Origin of the sequence: Dysgonomonas sp. HDW5B (genome assembly GCF_011299335.1) — a bacterium.
Classification (GTDB): Bacteria; Bacteroidota; Bacteroidia; order Bacteroidales; family Dysgonomonadaceae; genus Dysgonomonas_A.
This window is the reverse complement of record NZ_CP049858.1, coordinates 1250169-1274700: the sequence shown is the minus strand read 5'-3', so window position 1 is coordinate 1274700 and position 24532 is coordinate 1250169. Positions and strand designations below refer to the sequence as shown.

At 38.5% G+C, this 24532-nt stretch carries 19 protein-coding genes and 5 tRNA genes; 4 read left to right on the top strand and 20 right to left on the bottom strand.

Going from position 1 to position 24532, the window contains the following annotated elements; translation table 11 throughout:
- Nucleotides 1-34: 34 nt before the first annotated feature.
- Nucleotides 35-5614 (top strand): alpha-2-macroglobulin, encoded by a 5580-nt coding sequence (locus tag G7051_RS05225; protein WP_166198918.1) that lies wholly within the window; start codon nucleotides 35-37, stop codon nucleotides 5612-5614.
- Between the two features lie 81 nt (nucleotides 5615-5695).
- Here the strand turns inward: G7051_RS05225 and G7051_RS05220 are convergent, their stop codons facing one another.
- Nucleotides 5696-6049 carry a hypothetical protein gene (locus G7051_RS05220; RefSeq protein WP_166198917.1) on the bottom strand — a complete coding sequence of 118 codons (354 nt, stop codon included), beginning with the start codon at nucleotides 6047-6049 and terminating at the stop codon, nucleotides 5696-5698.
- Between the two features lie 281 nt (nucleotides 6050-6330).
- Between G7051_RS05220 and G7051_RS05215 the strand changes: the two genes are divergently transcribed.
- Entirely contained in the window at nucleotides 6331-6555 is a 225-nt protein-coding gene (locus G7051_RS05215) for a hypothetical protein (protein ID WP_166198916.1), read from the top strand.
- Between the two features lie 188 nt (nucleotides 6556-6743).
- On the opposite strand, the gene G7051_RS05210 is transcribed toward G7051_RS05215, so the two are convergent.
- The 19 genes from G7051_RS05210 to rpsU all read right to left on the bottom strand — a co-directional run bounded on the left by G7051_RS05210 (nucleotide 6744) and on the right by rpsU (nucleotide 22044).
- Nucleotides 6744-6911: a hypothetical protein gene (locus tag G7051_RS05210; RefSeq protein WP_166112093.1), complete on the bottom strand. Its 168-nt coding sequence runs from the start codon at nucleotides 6909-6911 to the stop codon at nucleotides 6744-6746.
- A gap of 82 nt (nucleotides 6912-6993) precedes the next feature.
- Nucleotides 6994-7161, bottom strand: a complete 168-nt coding sequence (locus tag G7051_RS05205) for a hypothetical protein (protein ID WP_166198915.1) — start codon at nucleotides 7159-7161, stop codon at nucleotides 6994-6996.
- A 293-nt stretch (nucleotides 7162-7454) separates the two neighbouring features.
- On the bottom strand, nucleotides 7455-11738 hold the full coding sequence (gene rpoC / locus G7051_RS05200; RefSeq protein WP_166198914.1) for a DNA-directed RNA polymerase subunit beta': 4284 nt from the start codon (nucleotides 11736-11738) through the stop codon (nucleotides 7455-7457).
- A gap of 85 nt (nucleotides 11739-11823) precedes the next feature.
- Nucleotides 11824-15636: a DNA-directed RNA polymerase subunit beta gene (rpoB, locus tag G7051_RS05195; RefSeq protein WP_166112083.1), complete on the bottom strand. Its 3813-nt coding sequence runs from the start codon at nucleotides 15634-15636 to the stop codon at nucleotides 11824-11826.
- A 106-nt stretch (nucleotides 15637-15742) separates the two neighbouring features.
- Nucleotides 15743-16114 carry a 50S ribosomal protein L7/L12 gene (gene rplL / locus G7051_RS05190; protein ID WP_110310220.1) on the bottom strand — a complete coding sequence of 124 codons (372 nt, stop codon included), beginning with the start codon at nucleotides 16112-16114 and terminating at the stop codon, nucleotides 15743-15745.
- Nucleotides 16115-16155: 41 nt separating this feature from the next.
- Nucleotides 16156-16668: a 50S ribosomal protein L10 gene (gene rplJ, locus G7051_RS05185; protein WP_166198913.1), complete on the bottom strand. Its 513-nt coding sequence runs from the start codon at nucleotides 16666-16668 to the stop codon at nucleotides 16156-16158.
- A 16-nt stretch (nucleotides 16669-16684) separates the two neighbouring features.
- Nucleotides 16685-17383 carry a 50S ribosomal protein L1 gene (gene rplA / locus G7051_RS05180; protein WP_166112077.1) on the bottom strand — a complete coding sequence of 233 codons (699 nt, stop codon included), beginning with the start codon at nucleotides 17381-17383 and terminating at the stop codon, nucleotides 16685-16687.
- Between the two features lie 18 nt (nucleotides 17384-17401).
- A complete protein-coding gene (gene rplK / locus G7051_RS05175; RefSeq protein ID WP_166112074.1) occupies nucleotides 17402-17845 on the bottom strand; it encodes a 50S ribosomal protein L11 in 444 nt (147 codons plus the stop codon).
- A 69-nt stretch (nucleotides 17846-17914) separates the two neighbouring features.
- On the bottom strand, nucleotides 17915-18460 hold the full coding sequence (nusG, locus tag G7051_RS05170) for a transcription termination/antitermination protein NusG (protein WP_166112071.1): 546 nt from the start codon (nucleotides 18458-18460) through the stop codon (nucleotides 17915-17917).
- A 22-nt stretch (nucleotides 18461-18482) separates the two neighbouring features.
- Nucleotides 18483-18674, bottom strand: coding sequence for a preprotein translocase subunit SecE (secE, locus tag G7051_RS05165; protein ID WP_166112068.1), 192 nt, complete (start codon nucleotides 18672-18674; stop codon nucleotides 18483-18485).
- 18 nt (nucleotides 18675-18692) lie between these two features.
- A tRNA-Trp gene (locus G7051_RS05160) sits at nucleotides 18693-18765 on the bottom strand.
- Nucleotides 18766-18820: 55 nt separating this feature from the next.
- Nucleotides 18821-20008 (bottom strand): elongation factor Tu, encoded by a 1188-nt coding sequence (tuf, locus tag G7051_RS05155; RefSeq protein WP_166112065.1) that lies wholly within the window; start codon nucleotides 20006-20008, stop codon nucleotides 18821-18823.
- 96 nt (nucleotides 20009-20104) lie between these two features.
- Nucleotides 20105-20177 (bottom strand) — tRNA-Thr (locus G7051_RS05150).
- A 6-nt stretch (nucleotides 20178-20183) separates the two neighbouring features.
- Nucleotides 20184-20256, bottom strand: a tRNA-Gly gene (locus G7051_RS05145).
- Nucleotides 20257-20267: 11 nt separating this feature from the next.
- A tRNA-Tyr gene (locus G7051_RS05140) sits at nucleotides 20268-20350 on the bottom strand.
- Nucleotides 20351-20395: 45 nt separating this feature from the next.
- Nucleotides 20396-20469 (bottom strand) — tRNA-Thr (locus G7051_RS05135).
- Between the two features lie 113 nt (nucleotides 20470-20582).
- Nucleotides 20583-20882, bottom strand: coding sequence for a ribosome hibernation-promoting factor, HPF/YfiA family (gene hpf / locus G7051_RS05130; RefSeq protein ID WP_166117642.1), 300 nt, complete (start codon nucleotides 20880-20882; stop codon nucleotides 20583-20585).
- 26 nt (nucleotides 20883-20908) lie between these two features.
- Nucleotides 20909-21793, bottom strand: a complete 885-nt coding sequence (gene xerC / locus G7051_RS05125; protein ID WP_185155006.1) for a tyrosine recombinase XerC — start codon at nucleotides 21791-21793, stop codon at nucleotides 20909-20911.
- A gap of 59 nt (nucleotides 21794-21852) precedes the next feature.
- Entirely contained in the window at nucleotides 21853-22044 is a 192-nt protein-coding gene (rpsU, locus tag G7051_RS05120; RefSeq protein ID WP_050708328.1) for a 30S ribosomal protein S21, read from the bottom strand.
- Nucleotides 22045-22881: 837 nt separating this feature from the next.
- Between rpsU and G7051_RS05115 the strand changes: the two genes are divergently transcribed.
- Both G7051_RS05115 and G7051_RS05110 read left to right on the top strand, forming a co-directional pair.
- Nucleotides 22882-23700, top strand: a complete 819-nt coding sequence (locus tag G7051_RS05115; protein WP_166112062.1) for an enoyl-ACP reductase — start codon at nucleotides 22882-22884, stop codon at nucleotides 23698-23700.
- 166 nt (nucleotides 23701-23866) lie between these two features.
- The gene (locus G7051_RS05110) at nucleotides 23867-24475 is read left to right on the top strand and encodes an L-threonylcarbamoyladenylate synthase (RefSeq protein WP_166198912.1); all 609 of its coding nucleotides are present in this window, start codon (nucleotides 23867-23869) and stop codon (nucleotides 24473-24475) included.
- The last annotated feature ends 57 nt before the right edge of the window (nucleotides 24476-24532 follow it).

Sequence of the window (24532 nt, the reverse complement as noted above, 5' to 3'; positions counted from 1 at the left end):
GTTTTTATTTACACTTTCACTAAAATAGCACTTCATGAGAAAAAAGATAAATCCCATATTGGTACTTATGCTCTCGCTAGGTTTTTTGTTATTTACAAATTCCTGTAGTCGTAAAGGATCACGCACTATTGATCCCGAATTTGCACGTTATATTGCAGCATTTACTTACGGATCGGTTTCGTCCGTATCTTCTATCCAGATCGAACTGAATCAGGATATGCCTGCCGTGGAGTTGAATACCGAAGTCGATCAGGACTTATTCGAGTTTTCCCCGAAAATTAAAGGAAAAGCATATTGGGTAAATACACGTACAATCAAATTTGTACCCGAACCCGGCGAGTTGAAGCAAGGCGAGACTTACGATGCTTGGTTCAAACTCGATAAAGTACTTCAGGTGGAAAAAGACTTCAAAGAGTTTTATTTCTACTTTAAAGTACCGGAGCAAAATTTTGCCGTAGATATCTTACCCTATTCCCCAACAAAGGACAATGACCTGACATGGAACACGGTAAGAGGTACACTTTCTCTGGCAGATGAGGCAGCTATGCCCGATATCGAGAAAATGCTTTCGGTAGAAGGAAATTCCAACACAGCCGTTGTGAAAATAGAAGCTACAGACGTAAAAGGACGATATGCCTTTACTATTGACAGTTTAAAAAGAACAACTCAGGATTTGACCTATACGTTGAAGGTAGACGGTTCGCCTATCGGAGCAAAAAGAGATGCAGAGCAATTGCCCATTGTATTACCGGCTATCAATGCTTCCACCTTTTCGGTGATTGATGTACGCACGGCTTACGAACCATCGGAATGTATACGTATTACATTCAGCGATCCTTTATCGAACAATCAGAATATACAAGGGTTGGTTAATCCGAATGGTATCGAGAACTTCTCATACGATATACAAAAAAATGTATTGAAACTCTATTTAGATGCCAACAGCAATAATACCAGTGTCGATCTGAATATCTTTAAAGAGCTGAAAAGCTCCGAGAATAAAACATTAGATAAGAATTATAATTATCAGCTCTCTCTTGAAAAAAATAAACCCGAAATTAAATTACTCAACTCGGGTAACATCCTTCCAAGTTCCGATAATCTGAATATACCCTTTCAGGCAGTCAATCTGTGGGCAGTAGATATTACCATTGTCAAGATATTTGAAAACAATGTATTAGGATACCTTCAATCAAATGATTTTGGAGGTGATAATGAGTTGAGACGCTTCGGCCGTTTGGTGCTTAAAAAGCAAATAAGGCTCGATGAAGACCATACCATGCGATTGGATCAATGGAATAATTTCTCGATAGACTTATCAACACTTATTAAACAAGATCCGGGTGCAATCTATCGGATTAAGTTTACCATGAAGAAAGAATATTCATTATACCCATGTAGCGGAATAGTTCCCCAAGTCCCTCAAGAAGCAGGTTTGGAGCGATTTGACAACCGTATGACGGAAGAAGACGAAGCTGTTTGGGACATTCCTCAAACCTATTATTATGATCCTATAGATTGGGAGGATTATAATTGGGAGGAAAGAGAAGATCCTTGTAAAAGCAGCTATTACAGCAACCGCTCATCCGATTGTATAGTATATGCTTCTAATATAGGTTTGATCGCTAAAATAGGCTCAGACAAAAAAGTAACAGTTGCACTTACCGACATACTTACAACAAAACCCATATCAGGAGCCGTTGTTGATGTATATAATTTTCAGATGCAACGCATAGGATCGGCTAAAACCGACGGAGATGGTTTCGCCACTATTGACTACAAAGGAGGCGTTCCTTTTGTGGTAGTGGCATCAAAAGATAAAGACAAAGGATATCTGAAGCTAACTTCTAATTTATCCCTATCACTCAGCAATTTTGATGTGAGCGGAAAAGAGATACAAAAAGGATTGAAAGGATATATTTACGGAGAAAGAGGAGTCTGGCGTCCGGGCGATTCTATTTACTTGACATTTATTTTGGATGATAAAGTAAATCCCCTGCCTAAAGGGCATCCCGTATCATTAGACATGTTTACACCCACAGGGCAACTCTATCAGAAATTTGTAAATACATCCGGAAAAGATGGTTTCTATACTTTCAAACTGGCAACCGATCCGGGAGCTATAACCGGTAACTGGCGGGCAGATATAAAAGTAGGAGGAGCTACCTTCTCAAAAACAATACGAATCGAAACCGTAAAACCCAACAGGCTGAAAGTCCGTTTAAATGTTGGTGAACTGATTGATGCAAGCAAAGGTGTTTTGAACAGTACCTTATCTTCGCAATGGTTGCACGGTGCAGCAGCTTCCAATCTGAAGGCAAGTGTCGAAATGACTTTATCACTGGCCGGTAATCCGTTTAAAGGATATGAAGCATACTCGTTTAACAATCCGGCAAGCAACTTTACTACAGATACCTATACAATATACGAAGGTCGATTGGATGCGAGCGGAAATGCTTCCATATCATCTAAACTACCTCCGGCTTCTAATGCTCCGGGAATGCTTAAAGCAACTTTAGTGTCAAGGGTATTCGAAACAGGAGGCGATGCAAGCATCTATTCGCAAACAGCAGCCTATTCTCCATATTCGGCTTATGTAGGTATAAAATCACCTAATGAATCTGACTATGAGATGTTGGAAACAGGCAAAGACAATGTGATGGATATAATAACATTGACTCCCGATGGAAAACCTGTTGGCAGATCGGATGTCAATGTCAAAATATATAAGATCAAATGGTCGTGGTGGTGGAATCGTAATAACGACGACTTGTCTTCCTATGTCAACAATACATCGGCAAATGTAGTATTGGATAAGGATGTATCGACAGTTGGAGGAAAAGCCAAAGTTAGTTTTAAAGTCGAAGATGCAGAGTGGGGACGCTATCTGGTGATGGCAACCGATCGTCAAAGCGGTCATATCTCAGGAAAAGTGATCTATGTTGACTGGCCTGCATGGAAAGGACGTTCGGATAAAGAAGATGCTTCGGGATTAACCATGCTGTCTTTCTCAACAGATAAAAAGACACCTTATCAGGTGGGCGAAAAAGTAACGGTGACCATTCCTAAAAGTTCGGATGGACGAGTGCTTATCAGTATCGAAGACGGCACCAAAGTCATACAACGCGATTGGGCTAAAACCAGTGCAAAAGAAGATACCAAATACACATTTGAAGTGACGGACGAAATGAACCCTAACTTCTTCATCTTTGCAACACTGTTACAACCTCATGCTCAAACCGATAATGATTTGCCGATTCGTTTGTATGGTGTGCTGAATATCAAAGTGGAGAATAAGAACACCATATTGACTCCCGTTATAACGATGCCTGATGAACTTCGACCCGAAAAAGAATTTACCGTATCGGTATCGGAGAAGAATAAGAAGGCAATGACATATACTCTGGCTGTTGTGGATGAAGGTCTGCTTGATCTGACTTCATTTAAAACACCCAATGCGTGGACCGATTTCTATGCTTATCAGGCATTAGGAGTTCGTACATGGGATATGTTCGATATGGTAGTAGGTGCACAAGCCGGAAAACTAGGCCCATTGTTGAGTATCGGTGGTGACGAGACTCTTAAACCATCGAGCAATCCTTTGAATCGATTTAAGCCTGTGGTGAAATTCTTAGGACCATTCACCATGAAGAAAGGCGAAACGCAGCAGCATAAGATAAAACTCGATCCGTATATCGGTTCGGTACGTGTGATGGTAGTAGCAGGTTCACAAGAAGGAGCTTACGGAAGTAGCGAAAAGACGGTTGCAGTGAAGAATCCGTTGATGGTTTTATCAACACTTCCAAGAGTTGCAGGACCTGACGAGGAGATACTACTTCCTGTGAATGTATTTGCAATGGATAAAAAAGTGAAGACAGTAAATGTAACTGTTCAGGCAGCCAATGGGTTATTCCAGTTTGTTGACGGAACAAGCAAGTCAGTAACATTTACCGAAACAGGAGATAAGGTGATTTACTTTAAAGTAAAAGTAGCCAAGAAAACAGGAGCTGAAAAAGTAACCATAAAAGCGAGTGGCGGAGGCGAAAGCTCAAACGAAACTATCGATATAATGGTACGGAATCCTAATCCACCTATTATATTGACCTCCGATGCTTTGGTTCCGGCAGGACAATCGCACGAATTAAATATTGATATGGATTCGCCCACAGCAGATGATTGGGTTAGACTCGAAGTTTCTCGTATGCCGGCTGTTGATCTGAGTAAGAATATGGCCTATCTGTATGATTATCCTTATGGATGTTCGGAGCAAGTAACATCACGCGTGTTCCCTCTGTTATATGTCGGAGCATTCCGTAAATTCTCGGAAAAAGAAACCGAGAAGATGAAATACAATATCAACGAAGCCATCAAAATATTGTCATCACGTCAATTAGGAGATGGGGGTATAGTTTATTGGCCGGGTAGTTCGTATCCAACAGAGTGGGTGAGTACCTATGCAGGTCATTTCCTTATCGAAGCTAAGAATAAAGGCTATAATGTGCCCGAATCAGTTATCAGTAAGTGGAAACAATTCCAGAAAAAAACAGCTCAGCGTTGGAACAGGGGCGATCTTTACAGTTCTTATTACTCGTATTCGATGAACGATCTGCAACAAGCATACCGTTTGTATACATTGGCTTTAGCCGGTGAACCGGAATTGGGAGCTATGAATCGATTGAAAGAAATGAAAGATCTTTCGATACAAGCTCGTTGGAGATTAGCTGCCGCGTATGCCATTGCAGGTAAAAAAGATGCAGCTCAGCAAATTGTGACGAATGTTCCTTTAACTGTCGATAATTATTCGGCATTCAACAATACCTACGGTAGCCCCGCTCGTGATATGGCGATGATAATGGAAACAAACTTATTGTTAGGCAGAACCGAGAAAGCCCTTTCGTTAGCATCTCAGATATCGACTGCATTAAGCTCCGATTACATTTCTACTCAAACGGCTGCATTTGGTTTGATAGCTATGTCTCAATTAGCCGAAAAGATGGGTAAAGGAGTGATAGCTTATGACTGGAGTTTGAATGGCGTAGCTCAAAAGGTCGAAAGTTCATCTCTGGTATTTAATGAATATACGATTAAACCACAGGAAGTTGTGAATATCAATTTCACAAATAAAGGTCAAGGGCAATTATACGTTCGTTTGATTGGACGTACACAACCTCTGGTAGACAAATCTCAGCCTAAAAATGACGGGATAAATCTGTATGTGAAATATGTGGATGATAATAACAACGAGATTGATGTAACTTCACTTCAACAGGGGACAGAGTTCTTTGCTAATGTGATTGTTCAGAATGTTTCGGGCGAATCTATCACCGACTTAGCACTTACCCAGATATTCCCTTCGGGTTGGGAAATATTCAATAGCCGCTTATTTAATGCAGCCGCTAATGCTACCAATCCATCGTTTAACTATCAGGACATACGAGACGATAGGGTGATGACATTCTTCAATCTGGGTAATGGGTATTCAACAGCAATCAAAGTTCGCTTACAAGCTGCCTATTGCGGTCGATTCTATCTTCCGGCAGTGTCTTGCGAGGCTATGTATAAACCGCAAACTCAAAGCCGCACTTCGGGCATGTGGGTTGAGGTAAAACAGTAAAACTTATATTCTAAATAAAAAAGCCGCGTACATTTATTGTATGTGGCTTTTTTATTTAGATAAACTATTTCTAGTTTTTAATCATGGCATTTTATCAAAACGGTTGATATACTTTAATTGCGGAAATGAATGAAGTTCCATCCATTCATCAGATATAATCATTCCGCTATATTCGGAATCTTTAGTTCGTAAATGAACGACCTTATAACTACCATCATGGGGGTAATTATAATAGAATTCCACTGAATCTTTTATCTGAGGAGAAAGAGCATGCTCAAATACCATTTGCCCCCTATTATCAAAGAATATCAAAGAAACCTTTACATCTCCATCTACGGATTCCCACCGAGTCATCTTTAAACTCTTCTCAGCTTCCTTCTGTTTTACGCATCCGCCAAAAATTCCAATTGTCAATAGTAATAATAAAAATCTCATTTCATGCTTTTTAAAATTAGTAATCATGTTTTAATCATACATTAACTACGACTTTACACACTAAAGGCGTGGACAAATACTCATCAGTAAAGAGGTACGACCAAGCACCTTGACACCAAACAAGTAAAGCCCACGCCAAATGGCATGAGCGATAACTTATTGTTCGTGGTGTCTTAAAAATTGGTCGTTTTCTTTACCCAAAACAATAGCTAACGCTATAATATTCAACAAAGATAGAAAAAAATGTATATCTTGGATGGAAATTAAAAACACAAATGAAAATGGCAAAATATTCTGATAAAGCGAAAGAAATATTCCGAAAAGAAGTTTCGGTATTAAAATGTCCAATTCACAATGAGAATGCAGTAGCTACCTTCTCGGATGAAGGATTTGGTGTAGAACCATCGTGCTGTTTAGAATTTCAACAATTTGTTATTGATGAATGTAAAAATAGAATAATTACATTAGCCTTGCATGAGGATATTGGTAAAATACTAAAGAAATAGCATTATGTAGTTTTAATAACTGAAATTACTAAAGAGTTTGATTTATCCTATTTATATATTGGACACTGCTTCTGAAGAGATTCTGTAGTGATTCATTTATTCAAACAAGAAAGGACGGATATATTCATCCGTCCTTTTCCGTATTATGTGTGGGTATATTCTGTCGAAATACGCCCAATCAATCAGCACTAATCATTATCATCGTCATCATAAAGATTATTCAACTCAAAAGATAAACTATCCAGCTCTTTTATCCAAGATTCCATAACATCTTTAGGTGTACCCGCAGGCGGACTGTCAATTCTGTCTTGGACTATCTCTATTTCTTTCTCAAGTTCTTCACGTCTATTACTCATCGCATTTAAATATTTAGGTTTCTAATATTTAGCATTGTGAAAAATATTTGTGCTTATGTAAAGTTATATGAAGCTTTGTTGATCACCCTCTGCTTTCCATACTAGCCTCGTCAGGATTAATCTTGTTTGTGGCAGCCTTTACTTCACTGTTAGTTACTTTGTCTGGAACCTCTCCTGAGTTCTTAACTATTCTAGCACTTTCATATGACTTGAAGTCTCTAGCTTTAACTGTTTTCTTAAGTATCTTCATAATGTTAATGTTTATCCTTTATAAACGCCTTAATAATCAGTAATGTTCTTTCCTAAGTATTATTTAACGGATTATTAGTAAAAGAAAGTGTGTATGATGGACAAAGGCTTTGGTTGTTCAAAGGAATAAAAAGGTCTGAAACCTTGAAATAAAAAAGGGGACGAATATTATTCGTCCCCTTTCGGTATTATAATGTGCGAGTATTCGACGGAAGAAACACTATTTAATGTCATATTCAGAAGTTGTAGCTACCAGTAGCTATACTTCAATGGACAATAAAAAGGTCTGTGACCTTACTCTACACTGTCAAAATCAACAACAGTCTTTCTGTTAGCCATTACTCTGTCAAAATCTTCTTTAGTACCAACAACAAGCTTATCAAAATCTCGTTGACCTGTACCTGCAGGAATCAAGTGACCGCAAATAACGTTTTCTTTCAGACCTTCCAATCTGTCAACCTTACCATGGATAGCAGCATCGTTAAGAACCTTAGTAGTTTCCTGGAACGAAGCAGCCGACATGAAGCTTTGTGTTTGAAGAGCCGCACGGGTGATACCTTGAAGTATTTGGTTCGCTGTTGCAGGAATTGCATCACGAACTTCTACTATACGAAGGTCACGTCGTTTCAACATCGAGTTTTCGTCTCTCAGTTTACGAGCTGTAACAATCTGTCCAGGTTCGAATGTAGAAGAGTCACCTGCATCTACAACCACTTTTTTACCCCAGATACGATCGTTTTCTTCCATTACCTCATGCTTATCAATCACTTGTTGTTCAAGGAAACGAGTGTCTCCCGGATCAACCACTTCTACCTTACGCATCATCTGACGTACGATAACCTCGAAGTGTTTGTCATTGATTTTCACACCTTGCAGACGGTATACATCCTGTACTTCGTTTACAATATACTCTTGTACCGCAGTTGGTCCCATGATAGCAAGAATATCCGAAGGAGTAGTAGCACCATCCGATAAAGGCATACCTGCACGGATAAAGTCATTCTCTTGTACCAGAATTTGTTTAGAAAGTGGAACCAGATATTTCTTTATTTCACCTGTTTTAGATGTAATAATTACCTCTCTGTTACCACGTTTGATCTTACCAAACGAAGCCTCTCCATCAATTTCAGATACAACAGCAGGGTTAGAAGGATTACGTGCTTCGAATAGCTCGGTAACACGAGGAAGACCCCCGGTAATATCACCCGCTTTACCTACAGCACGAGGTATCTTAACCAGTACATCTCCGGCTTTCATAGTGTCGCCATCTTCTTTGACAACGTGAGCACCAAGAGGTAAACTGTATGTTTTGATTATATTGCCTTTCTCATCCAGAATGTGTGCCTCAGGAGCTTTAGTCTTATCACGCGATTCGATAATGATCTTTTCTTTCAAACCGGTTTGTTCATCCGACTCTACTTTGTAAGTAACATTTTCTATTACGTTTTCGAACTTGATCTTACCTGTTGCTTCCGATACGATAACAGCATTAAATGGATCCCATTCGCAAATTACATCACCTTTCTTAACGTTGGCACCTTCTTTGAAATAAAGTTTAGCACCATAAGGAATATTGTGAGTAAGTAATACGATTTTAGTATTAGGATCAACCACACGTATTTCAACCAGACGGCTCACAACGATTTGTACTTTCTTACCTGCTTCGTCGATAGTTTCAACAACACGCAAGTCATCAATTTCCAAAATACCATCGTATTTTGTCATGATGCTGTTTTCAGTAGCAATATTCGAAGCGATACCCCCTACGTGGAACGTACGAAGTGTAAGCTGTGTACCCGGCTCACCGATAGACTGAGCAGCGATAACTCCAACGGCTTCTCCTTTTTGAACCATACGACCTGTGGCAAGGTTACGTCCGTAACACTTAGCACATACGCCTTTTTTAGATTCGCAAGTCAATACCGAACGGATTTCAACACGCTCAATTGGTGAATTTTGAATAATTATAGCGGCTTCTTCTCTGATTTGTTCTCCAGACTCAACAAGGACTTCTCCTGTCAAAGGATGTTGAATATCATGAACCGAAACACGACCCAATATACGTTCGTATAGTGAAGCTACAACTTCTTCGTTGTTTTTAAGTTCTGTACAAACAAGTCCGCGAAGTGTACCACAGTCTTCTTCATTGATGATCACATCTTGTGATACGTCAACCAGACGACGTGTTAAGTATCCTGCATCGGCTGTTTTCAATGCTGTATCGGCAAGACCTTTACGAGCACCGTGGGTAGAGATAAAGTACTCTAACACCGACAGACCTTCTTTAAAGTTAGAAAGGATAGGATTCTCAATAATTTGAGCACCTTCAGCTCCACTTTTCTGAGGTTTTGCCATCAATCCACGCATACCTGACAACTGACGAATCTGCTCTTTAGAACCACGGGCTCCCGAATCAAGCATCATGTATACAGCATTAAAACCTTGGTCATCTTCCGAAAGTTGTTTCATCAAAATGTTCGACAACTTAGAGTTGATGTGTGTCCAGGTATCAATAATCTGGTTGTAACGCTCGTTATAGGTGATGAATCCCATATTGTAGTTTCCTAGAATCTGTTCAACTTCATCATATCCTTGTTTAACCAGCGTTTCTTTTTCTGCGGGGATAATTACATCCTCAAGGTTAAACGACAATCCTCCACGGAATGCCATTGTATATCCAAGATCTTTAATATCGTCAAGGAACTGAGCTGTTTTAGCAACTCCTGCCAATTTGATGATATTACCGATAATATCTCTTAGTGATTTTTTAGATAAGATTTCGTTGATAAATCCTACTTCGATCGGAGTATTTTGGTTTACAAGTACACGTCCAACCGTGGTTTCACGCATAATTGTAGCCACTTGTCCGTTCTCGTCAAGGTCTCTTACATACACTTTAATAAGGGCATGTATATCAACTTTCTTCTCATTATAAGCAATGATAGCTTCTTCAGGTCCGTAAAAAGTAAGACCTTCACCTTGTGCTCCCGGACGTATTTTTGTGATATAATACAATCCCAATACCATGTCCTGAGAAGGTACAGTAATAGGCGCACCGTTAGCAGGGTTCAAGATATTGTGAGAAGCAAGCATCAACATTTGAGCTTCCAATACAGCGTCGTTACCCAAAGGTAAGTGAACAGCCATCTGGTCACCGTCAAAGTCGGCATTGAAGGCAGTACATGAAAGTGGGTGCAATTGGATTGCTTTACCCTCGATCATTTTAGGTTGGAATGCTTGAATACCCAAACGGTGAAGAGTAGGGGCACGGTTGAGCAATACGGGGTGACCTTTCATCACATGCTCAAGAATATCCCATACTACAGGTTCTTTGCGATCAACAATCTTTTTAGCAGATTTTACCGTTTTCACGATACCACGCTCAATCAATTTACGGATCACAAATGGTTTGAATAGCTCAGCAGCCATATCTTTTGGAAGACCACACTCGTGCATCTTCAATTCAGGTCCAACGACAATTACCGAACGAGCCGAGTAGTCAACACGTTTACCCAAAAGGTTTTGACGGAAACGTCCTTGTTTACCCTTCAAACTATCGGAAAGTGATTTAAGAGGGCGGTTCGATTCTGTTTTGATTGCACTCGATTTACGAGAGTTATCAAACAATGAATCCACAGCCTCTTGAAGCATACGTTTCTCATTACGAAGGATTACATCCGGAGCTTTAATGTCGATCAATCGTTTCAAACGGTTGTTACGTATGATAACACGACGATACAAGTCATTCAAGTCAGATGTAGCAAAACGACCTCCATCCAAAGGAACCAGTGGACGAAGTTCGGGTGGTATTACAGGTACAATCTTAACAACCATCCATTCCGGGCGATTTTTTGCTTTCGATCCACGGAAAGCTTCCACAACCTGAAGTTGTTTCAAAGCCTCGTTTTTACGTTGTTGAGAAGTATCTGTATTAGCTCTGTGACGGAGTGTATTAGCCAATGAATCGAGATTCAAACGAGCCAATAGATCATAAACCGCTTCAGCTCCCATTTTGGCAATAAACTTGTTTGGATCCATGTCGTCCAACAGTTGATTGTCTTTAGGAAGTGTATCTAAGTGGTTTAGATATTCTTCTTCAGTCAATAAATCTTTATAAGCAACACCTTCTTCTTCTTTGATACCAGCTTGTATTACAACATAACGTTCGTAATAAATGATCATATCAAGTTTCTTGGTTGGTATACCAAGAAGATAACCCATTTTGTTAGGTAAAGAACGGAAATACCAGATGTGAGCAACAGGCACTACCAAGTGGATGTGACCGGTACGCTCGCGTCTTACTTTTTTCTCAGTAACCTCTACACCACAACGGTCGCAGACGATACCTTTATATCGGATACGTTTGTATTTACCGCAATGACATTCGTAGTCTTTTACCGGACCAAAAATACGTTCGCAGAACAAACCATCACGTTCGGGTTTGTAGGTACGATAGTTTATAGTTTCGGGTTTCAAGACTTCACCGCTTGAATTTTCCAGAATTTCTTCCGGAGAAGCAAGACTTACTGTGATTTTTGAAAAGCTACTCTTTACTTTACTATCTTTTCTAAAAGCCATATATCAAATTATATAAAGAGTTAAAGTATATTTATAAGTATATGGAGTATTTCACGGGGAAATACTCCACAAATCCTATGTTTTATTAATCAAGAGTTACGCTTAAACCAAGACCTCTCATTTCATGTAACAATACATTCAATGATTCAGGTATACCCGGTTGTGGCATTGGTTCGCCCTTAACAATAGCTTCGTAAGCTTTAGAGCGTCCCATCACGTCATCCGACTTGATTGTAAGTATTTCTTGTAAGATGTGAGCAGCACCAAATGCTTCAAGTGCCCAAACCTCCATCTCTCCGAAACGTTGACCCCCGAATTGAGCCTTACCTCCAAGAGGTTGTTGCGTAATAAGTGAGTATGGTCCGATAGAACGAGCGTGCATTTTGTCTTCAACCATGTGACCCAGTTTCAACATGTAGATAATTCCTACAGTTGCAGTTTGGTCAAAACGATCTCCGGTTCCACCATCGTATAGATAAGCTTTACCATAACGAGGCACACCTGCTTTGTCAGTCCATTCATTCAGGTCATCAAGACTTGCACCGTCAAAAATTGGAGTTGCAAACTTCACACCCAGTTCTTTACCTGCCCAACCAAGCACAGTTTCGAAAATCTGTCCAAGGTTCATACGAGAAGGCACACCAAGTGGGTTCAACACAATATCAACCGGTGTTCCGTCGGGTAAGAATGGCATATCTTCTTGACGAACGATACGAGACACGATACCTTTGTTACCGTGACGTCCTGCCATCTTATCACCTACCTGCACTTTACGTTTCTTAGCTACGTATACTTTTGCGATTTGTACAATACCCGATGGAAGTTCATCACCGATTGTAAGATCGAAACGCTTACGTTTCAATTCAGCGTCAAGTTCTTTGTACTTACGTAGATAATTTACAATAACGCTCTTAATAAGCTCATTTTTGTTATCGTCCGCAGTCCATTTACTTACTTGTATCGATTCGAAGTCGATGCTGTCAAGTGCCGATTTTGTAAATTTAGCACCCTTCGCAATAACATCTGTATTCAAATAATCTTTTACTCCTTGAGATGCTTTTCCTTCGGTCAGAACCAATAGCTTATCTACCAAGATAGATTTTTGTTTAGCCATTTTTTCTTCATACTCTTCGTCTAATTTAGGAAGCAATGCTTTGCTCGAAAGTTTTGTTTTTCCTTTTTTAGCGGCTTTAGAGAACAAGTTAGTTCCGATAACAACACCCTTCAATGATGGAGAAGCTTTCAATGAAGCATCTTTCACATCTCCGGCTTTGTCTCCGAATATGGCACGAAGAAGTTTTTCCTCAGGAGAAGGATCCGATTCTCCCTTAGGAGTAATCTTACCGATAAGAATGTCGCCGGGACCCACACGAGCTCCTATGCGAACGATTCCTCTTTCATCCAAGTCTTTGGTTGCTTCTTCACTAACGTTAGGAATATCAGAAGTTAATTCCTCCACACCACGTTTAGTATCACGTACATCAAGAGAAAACTCTTCTACGTGAACAGATGTAAATACGTCTTCGCGAACAATACGTTCGTTCAATACGATAGCATCCTCAAAGTTATAACCTTTCCAAGGCATGAAAGCAACCTTAAGGTTCTTTCCGATTGCCAATTCACCATCTTCAGTAGAATACCCTTCAGTCAGGATATCACCTGTTTCTACACGTTGACCTTTTTTGCATGTTGGGCGAAGGTCAATAGTAGTATTCTGGTTAGTCTTTCTGAATTTAGGTACTATATGTGTCTTAACAGCACTGTCGAAGCTTATAAATTCTTCGTCGTCTGTACGGTCATATTTAATCTTAATAGTACTCGCATCCACATACACAATCTCGCCGGGACCTTCTGCCACAACTTGTGTACGCGAATCTTTAATAAGCAAGCCTTCGATACCAGTTCCCACGATAGGAGCTTCGGTACGAAGTAAAGGAACTGCCTGGCGCATCATATTAGATCCCATCAGTGCACGGTTGGCATCATCATGCTCCAAGAAAGGAATCAAAGATGCTGCAATAGATGCAATCTGAGTAGGAGATACGTCCATCAATTCGATTTCCTCAGGACCTACTACCGGATAGTCGGCATCCTGACGAGCTTTTACACGAGTATTAATGAAACTTCCGTTATCATCTAAAGGAGCATTTCCTTGAGCGATAATTTTTTCTTCTTCCTCTTCTGCTGCAAGGTAAATAATACCATCTTCAGAAAGGTCTACTTTGTTATTGGTAACCTTACGATAAGGAGTCTCGATGAATCCCAGTTCGTTGATTTTAGCATATACACAAAGAGAAGAAATAAGACCGATATTTGGTCCCTCAGGAGTTTCAATTGGACACAAACGACCATAGTGAGTGAAGTGAACGTCACGAACCTCGAAACCTGCTCTTTCGCGAGAAAGACCACCTGGTCCTAAGGCCGACATACGGCGTTTGTGAGTAATCTCAGCCAGAGGGTTGGTTTGATCCATAAACTGAGAAAGTGCATTCGTTCCGAAGAATGTATTCACAACAGATGAAATAGTTTTCGCATTGATCAAGTCAATAGGAGTAAATACCTCATTGTCGCGCACATTCATTCTCTCACGAATGATACGGGCCATACGGTTAAGACCAACTCCAAACTGGTTGTAAAGTTGTTCTCCTACAGTACGTACACGTCTGTTGCTTAAGTGGTCAATATCATCTACAATTGCTTTGGAGTTGATAAGCTCAATTAAGTATTTTATGATTTCAATTATATCTTCTTTGGTCAAAACACGAACATCTACGCTCGTATTCAAACCAAGTTTCTTATTGATTCTGTATCGACCAACTTCTCCTAAATCGTAACGTTTTTCAGAGAAGAATAAACTGTTGATAACCTCGCGTGCACTAGTATCATCAGCAGGCTCGGCACTACGCAATTGGCGGTAGATATGACGCACGGCGTCTATTTCCGAGTTACTAGGGTCTTTTTGTAAAGTGTTATAGATTATAGTATAATCTGAAGCATTCTGATTGCTCTTATGCAACAATATCGAAGCTACACCCGAGTCAAGAATAGCATCCATATGGTCTTTCTCAACAATAGTTTCACGTTCGATTATAACTTCATTTCGTTCTATAGAAGTAACCTCACCAGTGTCTTCATCTACAAAATCTTCCATCCATGTCTTAAGGATACGGGCAGCAAGCCTGCGTCCTTCAATCTTTTTTAGATTTTGCTTATTAACTTTAACTTCCTCGGCAAGGTCAAATATTTCGAGAATATCTTTATCACTTTCGAAACCGATAGCTCTAAGTAGAGTAGTTACCGGTAATTTCTTTTTTCTGTCGATATACGCATACATGACACTGTTGATGTCTGTTGCAAATTCAATCCAAGAACCCTTGAATGGAATGATACGAGCAGAGTATAATTTACTACCATTGGCATGTACACTTTGTCCGAAGAATACACCTGGCGAACGGTGAAGTTGCGATACAACTACACGCTCAGCTCCATTGATGACAAAAGTACCTTTTTCTGTCATGTATGGAATTAGTCCAAGGTATACGTCTTGAATTACTGTATCGAAATCCTCATGATCAGGGTCTGTACAGTAAAGTTTTAGCTTCGCTTTAAGAGGAACACTATATGTTAAGCCTCTCTCAACACACTCATCGATAGTGTAGCGGGGAGGATCGATATAGTAGTCCAAAAATTCTAATACAAAGTTGTTACGAGTATCTGCGATAGGAAAATTCTCAGCAAAAACTTTATATAAGCCTTCTTTCTTTCTTTTTTCAGGAGGTGTATCAAGCTGTAAAAAGTCTCTGAAAGACTTTAGTTGTACTTCAAGAAAATCTGGGTAGTGAAGAGGATTTTTTATTGAAGCAAAGTTGATTCTTTGATTTGTTGTAGTTGAAGACATGGAATACTCTTTTTTTTGAACTAATTACTTTTGACGCAAAAAGGTCAAGAACCTCCTTACTCAGAAGGTTCTCAACCAACATCCTGATTAACAGGATCTTTTTGTTTTATTTAAGTTCAACTTCAGCTCCAGCTTCTTCCAATTGTTTTTTCAATGCATCAGCTTCGTCTTTGCTAACACCTTTTTTCAATTCAGAAGGAGCAGCATCTACTAGATCTTTCGCTTCTTTCAAACCTAAACCTGTAAGTTCTTTAACAGCTTTTACTATAGCTAGTTTGTTTGCACCAGCAGATTTCAAAACAACATCAAATGCTGTTTTTTCTTCTACAGCTTCTGCTGCAGCAGCAGGAGCAGCAACGGCAACAGCTGCAGCAGCTGGTTCGATACCGTATTCTGTTTTAAGAGTTTCAGCCAATTCGCTAACTTCTTTAACTGTCAAATTTACTAGTTGTTCAGCAATAGCTTTTACGTCTGCCATTTTTGTATGTATTAAAATTGTTATTACTTCTTTTGTTTAATTTATCTTTTCGATAGAGTCTCAAGTACTCCGTGGATGGTGTTACCACCTGATTGAAGAGCAGATACAACATTCTTGATAGGCGATTGTAACAATCCGATAACCTCTCCAAGAAGTTCTTCTTTGCTCTTGATATTTACTAACGCTTTTAGGTTTTCGGCTCCTACATAGAAGCTTTCTTGCACGTATGCAGCCTTAAGCGCTGGTATACCTTCTTTGCTATATTTGTCGATTAACTTAGCAGGAGCATTAGCAACGTTAGAAAGCATGATAGCAGTGTTACCTGTCAAGACCGGAGTCAATTCAGAATAATCAGTATCTAATGATTCTAGTGCTTTTTGCAACAAGGTATTTTTAACTACCATTAGCTTGATATCACTCTTAAAGCATTCAGCTCTTAAAGCGCTGGTTTTTGCTGCATTAAGTGTAGAGATATCAGTCAAATAAAAGTAATCATATCCTTTTATTGTAGCTGCAATGGTATCTATAATGGTGCTTTTATCTTCCTTTCTCATAATTCCGTAGTTTTAATTAGTTTTCGTCTACTGATTTAGGGTCTATTTTAATACCCGGACTCATAGTGCTAGAAAGAAATACACTCTTCACATAAGTACCTTTAGCCGAACTTGGTTTCAATTTGATAAGCGTATTGATAAATTCTTTCGCATTATCTTTGATTTGATCAGCAGTAAATGATACCTTACCTATAGATGCATGGATAATACCTGTTTTGTCTACTTTAAAGTCAATCTTACCTGCTTTAACCTCAGTAACAGCTTTTGCTACATCTACTGTAACAGTACCGCTCTTTGGATTCGGCATAAGACCACGAGGACCTAGTACACGACCTAAAGCTCCGATTTTACCCATAATGGCAGGTTGAGTGATGATAACATCAATATCAGTCCAGCCACCTTTTATTTTTTCGATATATTCATCAAGACCTACGTGGTCTGCTCCGGCTTCTTTTGCAGCAGCTTCGGCGTCTGGCGAACATAACACAAGAACTCTTACTTGTTTTCCTGTTCCATGAGGAAGAGATACTACACCTCTTACCATCTGGTTAGCTTTACGTGGATCTACACCTAGACGTACATCTACGTCAACAGATGCATCAAATTTACTTGTAGTAATTTCTTTTACAAGTGCCGATGCTTCTTTAAGTGAATAAGATTTCCCTGCTTCAATCTTGCTAAAAGCTAACTTTTGATTTTTTGTAAGTTTACCCATTTCTCAATTGAAGTTTATTTATTTAACATCAGGGAAAGCCCCTTTTACAGTGATCCCCATACTTCTTGCTGTTCCGGCAACCATTTTCATAGCCGATTCGATTGTAAAACAATTCAAATCACCCATTTTATCTTCAGCTATAACTTGTACTTGTTCCCAAGTTATTTCAGAGATTTTTTTACGGTTAGGTTCAGCAGAACCACTTTTTTGCTTAGTAAGCTCAAGTAGTTGTATTGCTACAGGAGGATTTTTGATTATAAAATCAAAAGACTTGTCAGCGTAGTAAGTAATTACTACTGGTAATATTTTACCTGCCTTGTCTTGAGTTCTGGCATTAAATTGCTTGCAAAAATCCATGATGTTGATCCCTTTAGAACCTAAAGCAGGTCCTACGGGAGGAGATGGATTTGCTGCACCGCCTTTAATTTGTAATTTTAATTGTCCAGCAATTTCTTTAGCCATTTTTGTTTTAAATTTTTTTGTTTTTGTTTAAAACTTAGTGGAAAATCAATAAAAAATGCGTAACCAAATTTATTGTTCTTTTTCGACTTGTAAGTAATTCAATTCGAGAGGAGTTTTTCGTCCGAATATCTTTACCATCACTTTGAGTTTCTTTTTCTCTGCATTCACTTCTTCAATAATACCCGAGAAGCCATTGAATGGTCCATTATTGACCTTCACTGTTTCTCCTACGATATATTGAACATCCATTTCTTCGCTTTGCTCATCCAACTCATCCATCGTGCCTAAAATGCGATTTACTTCAGATTGGCTTAACGGTTGAGGATTTGTAGCATTAGGAAGAAAACCTGCAACATAATTTATATTGCGGAGTTCATGCACAACTTCACCCACCAAAGCAGCTTCTATCAATATATATCCGGGGAGATAAGCTCTTTCTTTGAGAACTTTTTTCCCATTACGCATGATATAAGTCTTTTCGGTAGGTATAAGAACTTGAGAAATGTATTTTCCTAACTCGGTTTTTTTTATTTCCGCCTCAAGATACTCTTTGACTTTATTTTCTTTTCCGCTAACAGCACGCAGTACGTACCATTTCTTTTCGATTTCAGTCATTTTAATAAATTAAAGAGGATTATTATACAAGATTGTAAAAATACTTAAGTGCCCATTCGAAAGCAGAATCTATTCCAAACACTATTAGAGCCATAATAAAGGAAGCTATCATGACAACAACAGCACTGTTTGTAAGCTCTGCACGTGTAGGCCAAGAAACCTTGTGTACAAGTTCGTTATATGAGTCTTTTACGTATTGAATTATTTTTTTCATTACCCATTAAGAGATTTGCACGGGTTGAGAGACTCGAACTCCCGACACCTGGTTTTGGAGACCAGTGCTCTACCAACTGAGCTAAACCCGTAAACTGAAGTCGGCTATTTATTAGCCGACTTTGGCTTTATTTGATTGAATAAATATTATTCAACAATTTCTGTAATCTGACCAGCTCCTACTGTACGACCACCTTCGCGGATAGCGAAACGTAGACCTACATTACATGCTACTGGGTAGATCAATTCTACATTGATTGTTAAGTTATCACCTGGCATTACCATGTCAGTTCCTTCTGGAAGAGTGATTTCACCTGTAACATCTAATGTTCGAATATAGAATTGAGGGCGATATTTATTGTGGAATGGAGTGTGACGTCCACCTTCTTCTTTTTTCAAGATATATACCTCAGCTTTGAACTTAGTGTGAGGAGTTACTTTTCCTGGGTGAGTGATAACCATACCACGTTTGATATCGTCTTTATCAACACCACGAAGTAAAAGACCTACGTTATCACCAGCTTGACCTTCGTCTAGGATTTTACGGAACATCTCAACACCAGTAACAACTGATTTTTTTCCTTCAGATCCAAGTCCGATGATTTGAACTTCTTCAGAAGTTTTGATGATACCTGTTTCGATACGACCTGTTGCTACAGTACCACGACCTGTGATCGAGAATACGTCTTCAACTGGCATAAGGAATGGTTTGTCAACATCACGTGGAGGTAATTCAATCCAAGTATCAACTGCGTTCATAAGCTCCATAACTTGGCTAACCCAAGGCTCAACACCGTTAAGTGCTCCAAGAGCAGATCCGCGGATAACTGGAGTATTGTCACCGTCGAAGTTGTAGAATGAAAGAAGTTCTCTCATTTCCATTTCAACTAGTTCCAACATTTCTTCGTCTTCAACGATATCGCATTTGTTCATGAATACAACTAGACGAGGTACGTTTACCTGACGTGCTAGAAGAATGTGCTCACGAGTTTGAGGCATAGGACCATCAGTTGCAGCAACTACAATGATAGCACCGTCCATTTGTGCAGCACCAGTAACCATGTTTTTTACGTAGTCAGCGTGACCTGGACAGTCAACGTGAGCGTAGTGACGGTTAGCTGTTTGATATTCTACGTGAGAAGTATTGATAGTGATACCACGTTCTTTTTCTTCAGGAGCGTTATCGATTTGATCAAAAGATTTAGCTTCAGAGAACCCTTTATCTGCTAATACTTTAGTGATAGCAGCAGTAAGAGTAGTTTTACCGTGGTCAACGTGACCGATTGTACCGATATTTACGTGTGGTTTCGACCGGTTAAAATGTTCTTTTGCCATAATAAAGTGTACTTATTAATTAATGATTGCTTTTCTAATTCTTTTCTATGGTGATAATAAAACCACCGTTATTATATTGCCTGCTGCAATCTCTAGAGCCTATGACGGGACTTGAACCCGTGACCTCTTCCTTACCAAGGAAGTGCTCTACCAACTGAGCTACATTGGCGATGAGAGCGAAAGACGGGGCTCAAACCCGCGACCCTCAGCTTGGAAGGCTGATGCTCTATCAACTGAGCTACTTTCGCAAAATAAAAAGTGGGCAGTGATGGATTCGAACCACCGTAAGCTTACGCTATCTGAGTTACAGTCAGACCCATTTGGCCACTCTGGTAACTGCCCCTTTTTCTCACTGAAAAAATAGGCTTTTGCCTTTCTTTTTTTTTGAGCCTCTTGTCGGATTCGAACCAACGACCCCGAGATTACAAATCACGTGCTCTGGCCAACTGAGCTAAAGAGGCATGGGCTTGATTATTCTCTAAATAATAATCGCCGCTTCGCAGATGTGCTTTATGCGAAACGGCGACAAAAATAGAAAGAAATTTCTTAACTCCCAAGAAAATATCAGTTAATTTTACTTAGGTTGCACTTTTTCTTTGTACTTGATCAGTTGCTTTTCCAAAGCCTCTGAACATAAATCGATTGCTTCTTCGAAACTTTCGGCTGTTTTATTTGCGTAAAGCTCATCATTCTTGACATTTAACTTTATTGATGCATCTTTATTATTACTGGTTTCTGGTTTTACAACCTTAAGTATAATATCTGCACTTAATATGTCGTCTGAATATTTTTCTAGCTTAATTACCTTCTTTTGGATAAACTCTCTAAGTTTTTCACTAGCGTCAAAGTGTAGCGCTTGAATTTTAATGTCCATCATGATTCCTCCTTTTGTTTTAATAGTTATGCTCGAGGATGAGCTTTATTGTATATTTTCTTAAGTTCGTCAAAAGATGTATGCGTGTAAATCTCAGTAGATGCTAAACTCGAATGTCCTAGCAGTTCTTTTACCGCATTTATGTCAGCTCCGTTGTTAAGCATTCCTGTAGCAAACGAATGTCTTAAAACGTGTGGACTTGCTTTCGCTAAAGTCGGAATCCACTTGAGGTGACTGCTTACTATCCGATGGATTAACATGGGATAGATTGGTTCTCCGTCTTTTTTAACAAAGAAAGAGACTGTTTGGTTCTCGAAATTTTGGTTGCGTATTTCAAGATAATCATCTATTAGTGTTATGGTGTTCTTGCTAATGGGTATGATTCGCTGTTTGTTACGTTTTCCCGTAACCCTTATACTGCCCGAATAAAGATCCACATCTTTATCAGTTAGTCCGATAAGTTCTGCTCTTCGCATACCGGTTACGTAGAATAACTCGAGGATAACTTTGTCTCGGAATGATTCATAATCATTGTCCAAAACTTCGAGATCAAGCACCTTTTCCATATCCGCATAATTCACAAACGATGGTATTGGCTTTTTCGCTTTAGGTCCGCTTATTTTTTTTAAGGGACTTATGGATACTAGCCCCATCTTTTGGAGGTACCGATAAAATGATTTCAAAGAGCTCAGTTTTCTGTTGACAGAACGAGCGGAGGTCTTAGCCTCCATTAAAAAGATGATCCATGCTCTGACGATATCGCCATCTACAGTTTCCAGTTCGACGTCAGAGTAATTTGTGTCTATAAAATCTCTGAATTGGGTAAGGTCACTATAATAAGAAATCTCCGTGTGAGAAGAGTAGTTCTTTTCATAACGGAGATAATCTATATATTTGTCAACTATCGTCATTATTTACCTTTCTGGTTCAGAGACGAAGTTATACAATCGTTGTTATAAATACAAATGTTTTAATCTTCTATTTGATGAAGTTTTTGTACGTATGCAGCGTGAATTCTTTGTTTTCTATTCGTAATAGATGGTTTTTCAAAAGCTTGACGACGTCTTAGTTCTTTTACTACACCAGTTTTTTCGAATTTTCTTTTGAATTTTTTAAGTGCTTTTTCGATGTTTTCACCTTCTTTAATAGGAACAACTATCATAATTTTAATTTTTAAATTTCAGTTTATAAAAAATACGTTTTGATTTATTAAAATAAGTCCATCTCAATCTAATCTAATTGAGTCGGATACATGCATAATGCTTTATTCTTATTGTAAAGCCTATGTTTCAGTACTATATTATTCTAAGTATTAATCAAAACCTCCCTTCTTTTTCGGGTTGCAAAGATATATGTTTCAATGAGAACCGCAAAAGATATTTAATAAATTCTTACAAACCTCTTCTTATTTCGATTGATACATACTTATTGATACGGATTTATTTCCCAGAAAATAACTATTTATATTACGATCTTCTATCAACAATTCCCTTTATACTTTACATGATACCTAAAATAATTTATAGTGCAGGATGTTTGCCTTAATCAATTGTATTAAATAAAAACCTTTGCTAATAAAGAACGGAGTTGCAGCATTATTCTAATATTGGGCTGCATGTCTGATTTTGATCGAATAGATTCAAAAATACTTATTGGAGCTTATTTCCTTTATGATTGATTTATTTGAAGAATCGAAGTGAAAGTAAGTTCTAACCTCATTCCAATAGAATGTTGCGTTGATTAAGTAAAAAAGAAAGCTAAAAAACAGGATATGCATATTTCGTTGTTATGGATTTCGATTTTCAAAATAGATCGTGTAATCAAAAGATATTCATTTGGTTATGAGTGATTCTTCTGTTTTTCAAGGAGGCTGTTTATTAAGAGTAATTTCTTATTTATGGGAAATTTTAGGTAAAAGAATATAGATATTGCACATTTTTAGTATTTTTGTGCCATTCAACAATCAAAAAGAATATTATTCACTAATAGAAAAATAAAAATGAGTCATAACTTATTAAAGGGCAAAAGAGGTATCGTCTTTGGAGCTCTAAATGAAATGTCAATAGCATGGAAAGTTGCAGAAAAAGCAGTAGAGCAAGGAGCAACTATTACATTATCAAATACTCCTATGGCAATGAGGATGGGAGAAACTAATGCATTGGCTGACAAATTAAAGACAGAAGTGATTCCTGCAGATGCTACAATCGTAGAAGATCTTGAGCTTGTTTTTGCAAGATCGCAAGAAATTCTGGGTGGTAAGATTGACTTCGTTCTTCACTCAATAGGTATGTCTCCAAACGTACGTAAAGGACGGGATTATGATGATTTAGACTATAAATTTTTAGATAAAACATTAGATATTTCGGCTGTCTCTTTTCACAAAATGATGCAGGTTGCGAAAAAAATGGATGCGATTGCTGAAGGCGGTTCGGTTTTAGCTCTTACTCATATTGCAGCACAACGTACTTTTGCAGGATATAATGATATGGCTGATGCTAAATCGTTGCTTGAATCGATAGGTCGTAGTTTTGGTTATGTATATGGACGTGATAAAGGTGTCCGTGTGAACACGATTTCACAATCACCTACAATGACCACTGCCGGAGCAGGTATCGGAGGTATGGGCGGATTTCTTGAATTTGCCGAAAAAATGTCGCCTCTAGGTAATGCCAATGCTGAAGAGTGTGCAGACTATTGTATTGTCATGTTTTCGGATTTGACTCGCAAGGTAACCATGCAAAACTTATTTCACGATGGAGGTTTCTCTAATATGGGATTAACTGCTGCCGTGATGGATGAGTTTAACGCAAATAAATAAGCCGGAATTTATTCCTGAAGAAAAAGAATAAAAGGCTATAAGTCTTAAGAGACAGAAAACAAGCGTTTTCTGTCTCTTTTTTTATATATTTGTCGTGTTTTAAAGAAACACAAATAAACGGAATAGATACACTCTTCTGTACAAAGAAAAAAGTTTAGGAATAATTATGTTAATAAAAATATATCCGGAAAATCCCAATCAAAAAGAAATTGATAAAGTGGTGAAGGTTCTTCAAGATGGAGGATTGGTTATCTATCCTACCGATACTGTTTATGCAATTGGTTGTGATGCTCTAAATGTGAGAGCTGTAGAGAAAATTTGTAAGATGAAAGGTATAAATCCGGCAAAGAGTAATTTATCGATTATATGCTATGACTTGAGTAATATCAGCGAATATGCTAAGGTAGATACCTCTACGTTTAAATTAATGAAGAAAAATTTGCCCGGACCCTTTACTTTTTTGTTAAATACAACATCCTCTCTGCCTAAAATATATAAAGATAAAAAAACAGTTGGTATCAGGATACCCGACAACAATATCATCCGGGAAATTGTTAGAATTCTAGGTAATCCTGTTTTGACAACATCTGTTAAAAATGATGATGAGATAATCGAATATACTACAGACCCTGAGTTGATGGACGAAAAATATGAAAATATTGTAGACCTTATTGTTGACGGGGGATATGGAGGCTTAGAGGCTTCAACTATAGTCGATTGTACTGATGGAGAACCAACAGTAGTACGCCAAGGTAAGGGAGAGCTAATTTGGTAGAAATAAATAAAATATCTAATTTTGCCCCAACATTAATATAATACTTAAGTAGCGAAA

Bases quoted from the DNA above. Each gene is read 5' to 3' on its own strand.
- G7051_RS05220 (WP_166198917.1), bottom strand. From the start codon at position 6,049: ATGAGATTTTTATTATTACTATTGACAATTGGAATTTTTGGCGGATGC.
- rplA (WP_166112077.1), bottom strand. From the start codon at position 17,383: ATGGGTAAACTTACAAAAAATCAAAAGTTAGCTTTTAGCAAGATTGAA.
- G7051_RS05205 (WP_166198915.1), bottom strand. From the start codon at position 7,161: ATGAAGATACTTAAGAAAACAGTTAAAGCTAGAGACTTCAAGTCATAT.
- G7051_RS05110 (WP_166198912.1), top strand. From the start codon at position 23,867: ATGTTAATAAAAATATATCCGGAAAATCCCAATCAAAAAGAAATTGAT.
- rpsU (WP_050708328.1), bottom strand. From the start codon at position 22,044: ATGATAGTTGTTCCTATTAAAGAAGGTGAAAACATCGAAAAAGCACTT.
- G7051_RS05225 (WP_166198918.1), top strand. From the start codon at position 35: ATGAGAAAAAAGATAAATCCCATATTGGTACTTATGCTCTCGCTAGGT.
- G7051_RS05215 (WP_166198916.1), top strand. From the start codon at position 6,331: ATGGCAAAATATTCTGATAAAGCGAAAGAAATATTCCGAAAAGAAGTT.
- hpf (WP_166117642.1), bottom strand. From the start codon at position 20,882: ATGGACATTAAAATTCAAGCGCTACACTTTGACGCTAGTGAAAAACTT.
- rpoC (WP_166198914.1), bottom strand. From the start codon at position 11,738: ATGGCTTTTAGAAAAGATAGTAAAGTAAAGAGTAGCTTTTCAAAAATC.
- secE (WP_166112068.1), bottom strand. From the start codon at position 18,674: ATGAAAAAAATAATTCAATACGTAAAAGACTCATATAACGAACTTGTA.
- rplL (WP_110310220.1), bottom strand. From the start codon at position 16,114: ATGGCAGACGTAAAAGCTATTGCTGAACAACTAGTAAATTTGACAGTT.
- G7051_RS05210 (WP_166112093.1), bottom strand. From the start codon at position 6,911: ATGAGTAATAGACGTGAAGAACTTGAGAAAGAAATAGAGATAGTCCAA.
- rpoB (WP_166112083.1), bottom strand. From the start codon at position 15,636: ATGTCTTCAACTACAACAAATCAAAGAATCAACTTTGCTTCAATAAAA.
- nusG (WP_166112071.1), bottom strand. From the start codon at position 18,460: ATGACTGAAATCGAAAAGAAATGGTACGTACTGCGTGCTGTTAGCGGA.
- tuf (WP_166112065.1), bottom strand. From the start codon at position 20,008: ATGGCAAAAGAACATTTTAACCGGTCGAAACCACACGTAAATATCGGT.
- G7051_RS05115 (WP_166112062.1), top strand. From the start codon at position 22,882: ATGAGTCATAACTTATTAAAGGGCAAAAGAGGTATCGTCTTTGGAGCT.
- rplJ (WP_166198913.1), bottom strand. From the start codon at position 16,668: ATGAGAAAGGAAGATAAAAGCACCATTATAGATACCATTGCAGCTACA.
- rplK (WP_166112074.1), bottom strand. From the start codon at position 17,845: ATGGCTAAAGAAATTGCTGGACAATTAAAATTACAAATTAAAGGCGGT.
- xerC (WP_185155006.1), bottom strand. From the start codon at position 21,793: ATGACGATAGTTGACAAATATATAGATTATCTCCGTTATGAAAAGAAC.